The following is an 11,898-nucleotide window of genomic DNA, read 5'->3' as shown; positions in this document are numbered from 1 at the left end:
CGCGGTCGGACGGCTGACACAGGTGTCGCCGGGAGCGCCCCAGGCTCTCCCCGAAAGGCAATCACCTTGCGATTCACCTCTGTGACGACGTCGGACGGCGTCGTCGAACGCGACTTCACCCTCGGTGAGATCACCGGCGTGCTCTGGTCGCCGGCAGCCGGCACCCCGCACGCGCCCCTGGTGCTGATGGGGCACGGCGGTGGCATCACCCTCGGCACCGGGATCGGGATCCCGCTGACGGCGGCCGAACCGCGGATCGCCGCCGCGATCTTCGGCGGCGGGTTCGTCGTGCACGACGGCCTGCTCGAGGCGGCGCGGCGGATCACCGTGCCGGTGCAGTTCCTGCTCCCGTGGGACGACCAGCACGTCGGCCGCCAGTCCGCCCTCGGGCTGTTCGACGCCTTCGCCTCGGCGGAGAAGACGTTGCACGCCAACCCGGGCGACCACCGCACCATCCGCTGGACCGGCCTCGACGACGGGTTCCTGGCCCGCCACCTCGCCCCGGCCTGACCGGCTCCGGTGCCGGCGCCCGGCAGGCGCCGGCACCGGAGCTCAGGCGAGGGTGCGCACCCGGCGGATCGCGAAGAACACCAACGCCGCCGTCAGCACCGCGAAGAGCCCGGTTTCGATGCCCTGGAACGTCCAGAACCGCGCCCCCGGCTGGTATTCCACCCAGTTGTAGGCCCCGGGGCCGGCACCGGTGTCGCCACAGCCCGCGGGTCCGCACGGGCCGACCTGCGCGTTGGGCAGGACCATCTCCCCCGCCGCGTTGCGGATGCCCTGGTCCATCACCCAGTCGCCCGCCGCCGGGTTCGGCGTCAGCTTGCTGTCCGGGGCGTAGGTGTAGCTCTGCGCGGGCAGGTACCGCGGCCGGGCGAAGAGCTCGACCGCCACGCGCACCACGGCGTACCCGACGAGCGCGATCCCCATGGCGGGCAGCACCTTCGGCCAGTAGGTCCCGGCGAAGACGCCCAGCGCCAGCGCGAAGAGCGTGTAGACGACCGGGACGACCCCCTGGACGTCGAAGGCGAAGTAGCCCAGCCGGCTGGTCGTGCTGACCAGCGGCCCGAACCACCACGACACCCCCAGCGCGTACCCGACGGCCAGCACCGCGGTGATCGCGCCGACCAGCCCGAACTTGACCAGCGCCCAGTGCGCCCGGCTCACGCCCTGCGTCCACACCAGCCGGTGGGTGCCCTGCTCGACCTCGCGGGAGACCAGCGGCGCGCCGAAGAACACGCCGACCAGCACCGGCAGGATCACGAACAGGATGGCGACGTAGACCAGGTTGCCGAACTGCTGCTCGAACTGGTGGGCCAGGCTCGCGCAGTTCGAAACCGCTTCCGTCTGCGTGATCATCGGCGCCTTGCCGAGCGCGGCCTGGCAGGCGGCCAGCCCGGAACTGTCGTACTTCGCGTGCATCGCCAGGCCGGTGGGCACCACGATCAACGCCAGCACCCCGAGGGTGACGAGCGTGAACAGCGCCTGCCTGCGGTGCTGTCGCCAGGTCAGCCAGATCATGCCGGCACCCCCCACGCGGCCGCCGTGACGCGGGGTTCCGCCGCGGCCAGGTGCGCGAGCACCAAGTCCTCCAACGTCACTTCGTGCTCCGTCCACAGTGGATCGATCGGAACGGCGGGGTCGCGGCGGACCAGCAGCGTCGACTGCCGTTCGGTGTGGCTCGCGCGGACGACCTCCGCAACGCCGGCGATGGACTCGCTCCCGGCACGCGGGCCGACGAGGGTGCGGTGCGCGTCGACCAGCTCGTCGACCGCGCCAGTCAGCTGGACACGCGCGGTCTGCAGGACGATGAGGTAGTCGCAGCTGCGTTCGAGGTCGGCCAGCAGGTGCGAGGACAGCAGCACCGTCGTCTCGCTCTCGGCCACCGCGCCCATCAGCGCCTGCATGAACTCGCGGCGGGCCAACGGATCGAGGCTCGCGATGGGCTCGTCCAGCAACAGCAACCGTGGCCGCTTGGCCAGCGCGAGCGCCAGCGCGACCTGGGCCCGCTGGCCGCCCGAGAGCTTGCCGGCCGGCTTGTCCGGTGGGATGCCGAGCGCGGCGAGCCGGTCACGGGCCAGCGCGGCGTCCCACCGGCGGCGGTTCAGCTTGCCGCCCATGGTGATCAGCTCCGCCGGGGTGAAGTCCCGGTACACCGGGGTGTCCTGCGCGACGAACCCGATGTCGGCCAGCACCGAAGGCCCGTCACGCGGGTCGCGCCCGAAGACGCGCACCTCCCCCGCGTCGGGCCGCAGCAGCCCGACGGCCAGGTGCAGCAACGTCGTCTTGCCCGCGCCGTTCGGGCCGACCAGCGCGGCGATCCGCCCCGCGGGCACCTGTAGCGCGCAGTCCCGCAGCGCCCAGGTGCGCCCGTAACGCTTGCCCAGCGCTCTGGTCTCCACCGCCAGCTCCATCTTCGGACTCCCCTCAGCTTTGCTTCTGATCCTGCGGCGCCGCGGCGCCGCGCAACGTGGTCTCGATCAGGGCGTTGATGTCGTCACCCGACATCCCCGCGGCTTCGGCGCGCTCCAGCCAGGCCAGCAGCTCGTCACGCAGCCGGGCCTGGTGCCCCAGCGACGGGCCGGCGAGGGTGCCGGTGACGAACGTCCCGACCCCCGGCTTGCCCTCCGCCAGCCCCTCCAGCACCAGCTCGCGATAGGCCTTGAGCACCGTGTTCGGGTTGATCGCCAGCGCTTGGGCCACTTCGCGCACCTTCGGCAGCTGGTCACCGTCCCGCAGCAGGCCGACGCGCAGCGCCTGCTTCACCTGCAGGACGAGCTGCATGTACGTCGCGACCCGCGAACGGCCGTCCAGGACGAACTCGATCACCCGCACCCTCCCATTGTCCTACGACAATAAGACAACACCCGCGAACGCGGACCTGTCAAGGACCCGGTTCCCGGTTTAGGGTCTCGATCGAGACGTTCACCCGCACCGGGAGGCAGGCATGTCGTTGTTGGACGGACTGGGCCAGGCGATCACCTCGGGGGCGGTCGAGATCGTCGACCTCACCGCACCGCTGAGCTCGAGCACGCCGATCCTCCAGCTGCCCGAACCGTTCGCCAACACCATCCCCTTCCGGCTGGAGGAGATCAGCCGCTACGACGAACGCGGCCCGCGCTGGTACTGGAACGACATCCACACCGGCGAGCACACCGGCACCCACCTCGACGCGCCCGTGCACTGGGTGTCCGGAAAGGACGGCCACGACGTCTCCCAGGTGCCGCTGAAGACGCTCGTCGCGCCCGCGGTCGTGCTCGACTTCTCGGCGCGGGCGGCGCAGGACCCGGACTTCCTGCTCTCGATCGACGACGTCACGGCGTGGACGGCCGAGCACGGGCCGCTGCCGGACGGCGGCTGGCTGCTCTACCGCACCGGCTGGGACACCCGCAGCGAGGACTCCGGCGAGTTCCTCAACGCCGACGAGGCCGGCTCGCACACCCCCGGCGTCTCCCCCGAGTGCGCCCGCTGGCTCGCCGAGGAAACACCGATCACCGGGCTGGGCGTCGAGACCGTCGGCACCGACGCCGGCCAGGCACCCGGGCTGGAGCCGATGTTCCCGTGCCACGAACTGCTGCTGGGCGCCGGGAAACACGGCCTTACGCAACTGCAGAACCTCGCCTCGCTGCCGCCGACCGGGGTGCTGCTGATCGTCTCGCCGCTGCCGATCGTCGGCGGCTCCGGCAGCCCGGCCCGCGTGCTGGCGCTGGTGGAGCGGTGAACGTCGCCGAACTGGTCGGCCGCACGCTGGCCGGCCTCGGCGCCGGCACGGCGTTCGGGGTGGTGGGCAGCGGCAACTTCGAGGTCACCAACGCGCTGCGCGCGGGCGGCGTCCGGTTCGTCGCCGCCCGCCACGAAGGCGGCGCGGCGAGCATGGCCGACGCCTACGCGCGGATGAGCGGCAAGGTCTCGGTGCTGTCGCTGCACCAGGGCTGCGGGCTGACCAACGCCGTCACCGGGATCACCGAGGCGGTCAAGAGCCGGACGCCGATGCTCGTGCTCACCGCGGACTCCGCGAGCGCGTCAGTGCTGTCCAACTTCCGCGTCGACCAGGACGGGCTGGCCGCGGCGGTCGGCGCGGTGCCCGAGCGGGTGCACTCCGCCGCGAGCGCGGTCGCCGACACCGTGCGGGCCTTCCGGACCGCCCGGCAGCAGCGCCGGACGGTGGTGCTGAACCTGCCGCTGGACGTCCAGGCACAGGCCGCGCCCGATCCGCTTCCGGTGCTGCCCGCGGTGCCCGGCCCGGCTGTAGTACGCCCGGACGCGGCGTCCGCCACCGCGCTGGCCGAGCTGCTGGCCGCCGCCGAGCGGCCGGTGTTCATCGCCGGGCGCGGCGCCCGCGGGAGCCGGGAACCGTTGCGGGAGCTCGCTTCGCGCAGCGGTGCGCTGCTGGCCACGTCGGCCGTGGCCAACGGTCTCTTCCACGGTGACGAGTTCGCGCTCGGCATCTCGGGCGGGTTCGCCTCGCCCGCCGCCGCCGAGCTGATCGTCGGCGCCGACCTGGTCGTCGGCTGGGGTTGCGCGCTGAACATGTGGACCACCCGCCACGGCGCCCTGCTCAGCCCGCACGCGAAGCTCGCCCAGGTCGACGTCGAGCAGTCCGCGCTGGGCGCGCACCGCCCGATCGACCTCGGCGTGGTCGGCGACGTCGGGTGCACCGCGTCGGACGTCCTCGCCCTCGTGCCGGAGCGGCCGGGCTACCGCTCCCTGGACGTCGCCGGCCGGATCGCCGCGACCGGGCGCTGGAACGACGTCGAGCACGACGACCTGTCCCGCGGCGGCCGGATCGACCCGCGGACCCTCAGCCGCCTCCTGGACGACCTCCTGCCCGCGGAACGGATCGTCTCGATCGACTCCGGCAACTTCATGGGCTACCCGAGCGCCTACCTCTCGGTCCCCGACGAGCTGGGTTTCTGCTTCACCCAGGCGTTCCAGAGCATCGGCCTGGGGCTGGGCACGGCGATCGGCGCCGCGCTCGCCCACCCGGACCGGCTGCCCGTGCTGGGCACCGGCGACGGCGGGTTCCACATGGCACTGTCCGAATTGGACACCGCGGTCCGGCTCCACCTGCCGCTGGTCGTGATCGTCTACAACGACGCCGCGTACGGCGCGGAGGTCCACCACTTCGGCGACGCCGACATGACCACGGTCCGCTTCCCCGACTCGGACATCGCCGCCATCGCACGCGGGTTCGGCTGCGACGGCGTCACCGTGCGCTCGACCGAGGACCTCTTCGCGGTGAAGGACTGGCTCGCCGGCCCGCGCGACGCCCCCCTGGTCATCGACGCGAAGATCGCCGACGACGGCGGTTCCTGGTGGCTCGCGGAGGCGTTCCGGCACTGACCACGCCCTTGACACGGCTCGGGCGTGACGCGGCACCCGCTCTGCTCGCGGCGGTCACCGACCATCCGATCGTCGCGAGGTCCAGCCCGGACGCTGGTGTTCGACCTCGTCCGCGACCCGCGCTGTCCCGGCGTGGTGAACGACATCGCCGTGGCGTTCGGGAACTCGCGTCTCCAGCCGCTGCTGGACGCCTGCATCGCGGGCGCCGACGTCCCGGACGTCAGCGACGTCTGGCGGGACACGACGCTGCCGGCGAACCACCCGCCGGGTTCCCTTGCCTGGCCGGAGTTCTTCTTCGACCGGGAACGCTCGTCCGGGGTGCCGCAACTGCGGCCTCAACGTAATCATCCGTTCGTGTGATGAACATGCGTTCGAGAGTCGGTAATCTTGGTGTGTGGACAGTGAAACGGTGCGGAAAGCGGATGCGGTGGCCTTGGCCGACCGCAGCTCCACGCTGCTCGGTGTCGTGCGGTCTGCTGAGGCCGAGATCGGTTCTCTGCTGGTGGCGATCGAGTCTCGTGGTGTGATGGAACTGTTCGGATATCCGTCTGTTGCTCGGTTGTTCGAGCAGCTGGCTGATGTTCCCAAGGCTGGTGCCGAACGTGTGGTGAAACGAGCGCGGGCCCTTAACTCAGGGCGTGCTCTTGATTGTGGGCCGGCGCCCGCTGTTGCTCCGGCCACCGGTGCCGCCGCCTTGGACGGGCGGCTGAGCACGCCGATGATCGACACCATTGTCGAGGTGCTGGCGCAGCTTGCGCCCGAGCATCGTGATGACGCTGAACGGAGTCTGTTGTCCTTCGCCGAGGGGGCTGGGCACAAGCAGGTTGCGGCATTGGGTGCGCGGATCGTGGCCCACCTCGATCCCGACGGTGTCGACCCCGACTCCGCCGAACCGGCCACCCTCAGCCGTGAGCTGTCGTTGCGCCGCAAGAGATCCGGGGTGTGGGAGCTGACCGGCCGATTCGACGAGGAGACCGGCACCCGTGCCGGCGCCTTGCTCGACTCACTGGCCGAGCGTCGCAGCAGCGACGAGGGCGCGGACTTCCGATCCCTGCCGGAACGCTACGGCGACGCCTTCTCCGACGCTGTCGATCTCGCGTTGAACTCCCCGGACCTGCCGATGCAGGCCGGTGAACGAGCGCACGTGATGGTCGCGGTGTCGCTGGCGGACCTGAAGTCCGGCGTCGGCCAGGCCACCCTTGGTGACACGGGCACGATGACCGCGGCCGAAGCGCGAGTCCACGCCTGCGACAGCATGCTCATCCCGGCGGTACTGGGCGAGAAAAGCGAACCGCTGAACCTGGGCCTTTTGTCGTCTGATCTCGGCGGGGCTGCGCCGTGCGTTGTTCCTGCGTGATGGTGGCTGTGCGTTCCCGGGCTGCCATCGCCCGCCGCGGCATTGCCAGGGTCACCACATCCGCCACTGGGCCGAGGGCGGTTCCACGGATCTGGGGAACTTGGTCTTGTTGTGCGCCCATCATCACCGGCTGCTGCACCGGTCGGGCTGGGAAGTCCACATCGCGCCGACGGCCTACCGGAGTTCCGGCCACCAGTGTTCCTGGACAAACAGCGAAAACCCAGGCGCAACAACTTCCACCAACCGTTGCCCGTTCGCGGCCTGACCAACCGACCAGGGAAAAGCCCGCGGCCAAAGGCTGCGGGCCCACACCCACGCACACGCCTCCGAATCGCGTCGACCAACTACTGCTTGGCCCGCATCGACGGCGGCTTGGACGAGGAGCAACCGCCCAGCGGGCCTCGGCCGTCGGGACGGACACGGGGCGAGGGCACCTGGGACCTCCACGGTGCCGTCGCGGCCACCCACCGGCAGCCGACCGTGATCTCCGGGCGACGGCGACGTCAGTGGCCGCGGGACCAGGACTCCAGTGCGATCAGCGTCTTGGTGCCGGTGACCTGGTGGTGCCGGCGGATCTCGTCGATCGTCGTCTGCAGGTGGGCCATGTCGCGGACGCGCAGCCAGACCAGGGCGTCCGGGTCGCCCGCGATGGTGAACACCGCCTGGGCCTCCGGCATCCGCGTGGTGGTCCGGAGGATCTCGGCGACCTTCGTGTTGCCGACGAACCGCAGCTCGGTGAACGCTTCGATGCCCCAGCCGAGCTTCGCGTGGTCGACCTGGACCGTGAACCCCGTGATCACGCCCGTCTCGCGCAGGCGGTCGATGCGGCGCTTGACCGCCGCCGTCGACAGGGTGACCCGGCCGGCGATGTCGGACAGCGTGCGCCGGGCGTCCTCGCGCAGCAGCCCGAGGATCTCGTGGTCGGTCGCGTCGAGCAGCTCTTCGGTCATGCGGGCGAGCGTAACTCCGCGCAAAAAACCGGGCCAATCGTCGATCATGACCACCGATGTTTGCGTACCGAAGGGTGAACCCGCCGCGGCTGTTGCGTGGGACGTCGCTAGCGTGTGCTGTGGCCCGCACCGCACTGTGCGCCGGAGCACAGCCGCGCGAGGGCGAAGGGAGCCGCGTCGTGGAGACGTTCACGCTGGAGGACCGCTACCTGCGGGAGGCGGGGACCGTGCACCTCACCGGGGTCCAGGCCCTGGTGCGGCTGCTGTTCGACCGCGTCCGCCACGACCGCGCCCACGGTGGCGACCCCGCCGTGTTCGTCTCCGGCTACGAGGGGTCGCCGCTGGCCGGGTACGACCTCGAGCTGGGCCGCCGCGCGACACTGCTGGACAAGCACGACGTGGTGCACCGCCCCGGCCTCAACGAGGAGCTGGCCGCGACGTCGGTGATGGGCAGCCAGCTCGTCGCGGGGGCCGGCGGGCAACGCGGTGTCACCGGGTTCTGGTACGGCAAGGCGCCGGGTCTCGACCGCGCCTCCGACGCCCTGCGCCACGCCAACCTGGCCGGCACCGATCCGCGCGGCGGCGCGGTCGCGCTGGTCGGCGACGACCCGAACGCCAAGTCCTCGACGGTCCCGTGCGCCTCCGAGCTGGCGCTGGCCGACCTGGCCATCCCGATCCTGTACCCGGCCGACTCGCAGGACGTCCTGGACTTCGGGATGCACGCGGTCGAGCTGTCCCGCGCCAGCGGCCTGTGGTCGTCGCTGAAGGTCGTGGCGAACGTCGCCGACGCGTCCGGCACCGCCCAGGTGAATCCCCAGTGGACGGCACCCGACCTCGGCGAGCGGGCGTACCGGCACGCGCCGACGTCGAAGCTGCTCGGCGCGAGCCTCGCCGCGCTGGAGCGCAGCCTCTTCACCGTGCGGCTGCCGCTGGCGCTCGAGTACCTGCGGCTGAGCGGCGTCAACCGGATCACCGCGCGCGGGACGGCCGACCGGATCGGCATCGTTTCGGCCGGGAAGTCCTACCTGGACGTCCAGCAGGCGCTGCGCATCCTCGGGCTGACCGAGGAAACCCTTGGGCAGCACGGAATCCGGATCCTCAAGCTCGGCGCGATCCACCCGCTCGAGCCGTCGATCGTCCGCGAGTTCGCCGAGGGGCTCGACGAGATCGTCGTCGTCGAGGAGAAGCGCTCGTTCCTCGAGTCCGCGCTCAAGGAAGTCCTCTACGGCGTCCCCGGCGCGCCCGCCGTGCACGGCAAGAAGGACGCCGACGGCCGGACGCTGTTCACCGAGCTGGGCGAGCTGGACCCCGACGTCGTCGCCACGGGCCTGGCCCGGCGGCTGCCGGACGGGATCGCCTCGGTCGAGGCCTGGCGCGGACGCCGCCGCCGCGAGCGCATCTCCGTGCCGCTGCTCGCGCGGACGCCGTACTTCTGCTCGGGCTGCCCGCACAACTCGTCCACGAAGGTGCCGGAAGGGACACTCGTCGGCGGCGGCATCGGCTGCCACACGATGGCCCTGTTCATGGAGCCCGACCAGGTCGGCACCGTCCTCGGCGTGACGCAGATGGGCGGCGAGGGCACCCAGTGGATCGGCATGGCGCCGTTTGTCGAGGCCGAGCACTTCGTGCAGAACATCGGTGACGGCACCTTCACCCACTCCGGCAGCCTCGCCGTGCGCGCGGCCGTCGCGGCCGGCGTCAACATCACCTACAAGCTCCTCTACAACTCGGCCGTCGCGATGACCGGCGGACAGGACGCCGTCGGCGCGCTGCCGGTCGAGAAGGTCGCCGAGCTGCTGCTCGTCGAAGGCGCGAAGCAGGTCGTGATCACCAGTGACGCCCCCGGGGCGCTGCGCCGCCGGAAGCTGCCCGCCGGCGTCGAGGTCCGCGACCGCACCGAACTCCTGCGCACGCAGGAGGAACTGGCCGCCGTCCGCGGGGTCACCGTGCTGATCCACGAGCAGGAGTGCGCGGCCGAGAAGCGGCGGAAACGCCGCCGTGGCAAGCAGGAGACGCCCGCGACGCGCGTGGTGATCAACGAGCGCGTCTGCGAGGGCTGCGGCGACTGCGGCACCAAGTCGAACTGCCTGTCGGTGCAACCGGTGGCCACCGAGTTCGGCCGCAAGACCACGATCCACCAGTCGTCGTGCAACGTCGACTACTCCTGCCTGGCCGGGGACTGCCCGTCGTTCGTGACGGTCGTGCCGACCGGCCGCAAGCCGCACCGCGAGCTCGCCGAGCTGGCCGCCGACGCCGTTCCGGCGCCCGTCGCGGCGGCGAAGGACTTCACCGTGCGGATCACCGGCATCGGCGGCACCGGCGTCGTCACGGTCACCCAGATCCTGGCGACCGCGGCGGTGCTCGACGGCAGGCACGTCCGCACGCTGGACCAGACCGGGCTGGCGCAGAAGGGCGGCGCGGTCGTCTCCGACCTGAAGGTGACGGCGGAGCCGGTCGCCCAGGCCCCGAAGCTCGCGACCGCGGAGTGCGACCTCTACCTGGCCTGCGACGCGCTCGTCGGCGCGGACCCGGTGAACCTGGGGGTCGCCGACCCGGCGCGCACGACGGCGGTCGTGTCCACCACCGAGGTGCCGACCGGCCGGATGGTCGTCGACACGACGGTGGCGTTCCCCAGCCCCGGCAGTGTCCTCGCGCCCCTGGAGGCCGCGGCCGCGCGCACGGTCTCGCTGGACGCGCGCGGCCTGGCCGAGACGCTCTTCGACGACGACCAGTTCGCGAACGTCCTGCAGCTAGGCGCGGCCTTCCAGACCGGCGTGATCGGGCTGCCCGTCGCGGCGATCGAGCGGGCGATCGAGCTGAACGGCACCGCGGTGGCCGCGAACCTGCAGGCCTTCCGCCGCGGCCGTCAGCTCGTCGCCGACCCGGCCGCGCTGGAGGCCGCGCTCACCCCGGCGCCGGTCGCGGCGCCGAAGCCCGCGGCCCCGGCCGTGCGCGCGCTGGTGCACGCGGAATCCGGGTCGGAGCTGGCCCGGCTGCTCGACATCCGGATCCCCGACCTGGTCGCCTACCAGGACGAGGCGTACGCGCGGGCGTACGCCGAGTTCGTCGAGCAGGTGCGGGTGCTGGAGGACGGGCCGACGGCGGTCACCGAGGCCGTGGCGAAGCACCTGTACAAGCTGATGGCGTACAAGGACGAGTACGAGGTCGCGCGGCTGTCGCTCGACCCGGCGTTCACGGCCGGGCTCGAGGACCAGTTCGGTGCGGGCACCCGGTACGCCTTCCGCCTGCACCCGCCGGTGCTGCGCGCGCTCGGCATGAAGCGCAAGATCAGCCTCGGCCCGTGGTTCCGCCCGGCGTTCCGGCTGCTGCACGCGCTGCGGCGGCTGCGCGGCACGAAGTTCGACCCGTTCGGCCGCGCCGAGGTGCGCCGCGTCGAGCGCGAGCTGGTCGAGGACTACCGGAGTGTGGTCGTGCAGGCGTTCCGGGCCGAGGACGTCGACCTCGCGCAGGTCCTCGCGCTGGCCGAGCTGCCGGACCTGGTGCGCGGCTACGAGGACGTCAAGCTGGCGAACGTCGAGCGGTACCGCGCGAAGCAGGCCGAGGTTCTGGCGCTCACGCACGCAGGTAGCTGAGCATCGCCTGGGCTTCGTCGGGGACGCGCAGTTTCGAGCTGACGTCCCCGGCGTGCCGGCGCGCGGCTTCGGTGCCGATGCCGAGCAGCCGCCCGATCGCCGGGACCGAATGCCCCTCGGCGAGCAGCGCGACGACCTCGCGTTCGCGGGCGGTGAGCGTGGTGACCGGGTCACCGGGCCGCCGCCGGGCCAGCTGCAGGGCCACGACGTCCCGGTCGAGCACGGTGCCGCCGGCGGCGACGCGCTGGAGGGCGTCGAGGAACTCGTCGGCCTTCCCGACCCGCTCCTTGAGCAGGTAGCCGGCCCCGCCGCCGCCCGCGGCCAGCAGGTCGCCCGCGTAACCGTCCTCGACGAAGGCCGAGAGCGCGAGGATGGCCAGGCCCGGTGCCCGGCGGCGCGCTTCGAGAGCGGCGCGCAGGCCTTCGTCGGTGAACGTGGGCGGCAGCCGCACGTCGACGACGGCCAGGTCGGGCGCCTGCGTCCCCACCACGGCGAGCAGGTCGTCGGGGTGGTCGACGGCGGCCGCGACGTCGAAGCCGGCGCTGCCCAGGAGCAGCACCAGCCCTTCTCTCAGCAGTGCGTCGTCTTCGGCGATCACGATCCGCACGACAGCGTCCTCCTCACGTCGATTGCGCCCCTGCTGGAAAGCACGGAC

General features: G+C 72.0%; 10 protein-coding genes and 1 pseudogene. 6 read left to right on the top strand and 5 right to left on the bottom strand.

Annotated features, from left to right (window positions below; translation table 11 throughout):
- Positions 1-66: 66 nt before the first annotated feature.
- Positions 67-510 (top strand): hypothetical protein, encoded by a 444-nt coding sequence (locus tag ACGFMK_RS25785; protein ID WP_392768036.1) that lies wholly within the window; start codon positions 67-69, stop codon positions 508-510.
- Between the two features lie 42 nt (positions 511-552).
- Here ACGFMK_RS25785 and ACGFMK_RS25780 read toward each other — a convergent pair whose 3' ends face one another.
- The 3 genes from ACGFMK_RS25780 to ACGFMK_RS25770 are packed head-to-tail and all read right to left on the bottom strand — an operon-like array spanning position 553 to position 2,829.
- Positions 553-1,521 (bottom strand): ABC transporter permease, encoded by a 969-nt coding sequence (locus ACGFMK_RS25780; RefSeq protein WP_392768035.1) that lies wholly within the window; start codon positions 1,519-1,521, stop codon positions 553-555.
- Complete coding sequence (locus ACGFMK_RS25775; protein WP_392768034.1) at positions 1,518-2,414, bottom strand: ABC transporter ATP-binding protein; 897 nt, start codon at positions 2,412-2,414, stop codon at positions 1,518-1,520. The genes ACGFMK_RS25780 and ACGFMK_RS25775 overlap by 4 nt, the downstream gene beginning before the upstream one ends.
- A 13-nt stretch (positions 2,415-2,427) precedes the next feature.
- A complete protein-coding gene (locus ACGFMK_RS25770; protein WP_392768032.1) occupies positions 2,428-2,829 on the bottom strand; it encodes a GntR family transcriptional regulator in 402 nt (133 codons plus the stop codon).
- Between the two features lie 118 nt (positions 2,830-2,947).
- Between ACGFMK_RS25770 and ACGFMK_RS25765 the strand changes: the two genes are divergently transcribed.
- From ACGFMK_RS25765 to ACGFMK_RS25750, 4 genes and pseudogenes are all read left to right on the top strand, one after another.
- Positions 2,948-3,721 carry a cyclase family protein gene (locus tag ACGFMK_RS25765; RefSeq protein WP_392768030.1) on the top strand — a complete coding sequence of 258 codons (774 nt, stop codon included), beginning with the start codon at positions 2,948-2,950 and terminating at the stop codon, positions 3,719-3,721.
- Positions 3,718-5,343, top strand: coding sequence for a thiamine pyrophosphate-binding protein (locus ACGFMK_RS25760; RefSeq protein ID WP_392768027.1), 1,626 nt, complete (start codon positions 3,718-3,720; stop codon positions 5,341-5,343). The genes ACGFMK_RS25765 and ACGFMK_RS25760 overlap by 4 nt, the downstream gene beginning before the upstream one ends.
- A 96-nt stretch (positions 5,344-5,439) precedes the next feature.
- Positions 5,440-5,703, top strand: coding sequence for a hypothetical protein (locus tag ACGFMK_RS25755; protein WP_392768025.1), 264 nt, complete (start codon positions 5,440-5,442; stop codon positions 5,701-5,703).
- Between the two features lie 49 nt (positions 5,704-5,752).
- Positions 5,753-6,952, top strand: a pseudogene (locus ACGFMK_RS25750) (DUF222 domain-containing protein); the annotation flags it as partial.
- Positions 6,953-7,203: 251 nt separating this feature from the next.
- Here ACGFMK_RS25750 and ACGFMK_RS25745 read toward each other — a convergent pair.
- Positions 7,204-7,650 carry an Lrp/AsnC family transcriptional regulator gene (locus tag ACGFMK_RS25745; protein WP_323326141.1) on the bottom strand — a complete coding sequence of 149 codons (447 nt, stop codon included), beginning with the start codon at positions 7,648-7,650 and terminating at the stop codon, positions 7,204-7,206.
- Positions 7,651-7,829: 179 nt separating this feature from the next.
- Between ACGFMK_RS25745 and ACGFMK_RS25740 the strand changes: the two genes are divergently transcribed.
- The gene (locus ACGFMK_RS25740; RefSeq protein WP_392768022.1) at positions 7,830-11,243 is read left to right on the top strand and encodes an indolepyruvate ferredoxin oxidoreductase family protein; all 3,414 of its coding nucleotides are present in this window, start codon (positions 7,830-7,832) and stop codon (positions 11,241-11,243) included.
- Here the strand turns inward: ACGFMK_RS25740 and ACGFMK_RS25735 are convergent.
- Positions 11,224-11,850, bottom strand: coding sequence for a response regulator (locus tag ACGFMK_RS25735; protein WP_392768019.1), 627 nt, complete (start codon positions 11,848-11,850; stop codon positions 11,224-11,226). The two genes, ACGFMK_RS25740 and ACGFMK_RS25735, sit on opposite strands and share 20 nt — an antisense overlap.
- Between the last annotated feature and the right edge of the window lie 48 nt (positions 11,851-11,898).

Source organism: Amycolatopsis sp. NPDC049252 (assembly GCF_043197175.1).
GTDB lineage: Bacteria > Actinomycetota > Actinomycetes > Mycobacteriales > Pseudonocardiaceae > Amycolatopsis.
Note: the sequence above shows the minus strand (reverse complement) of the source record. Positions and strands in the feature narration are given on the sequence as shown.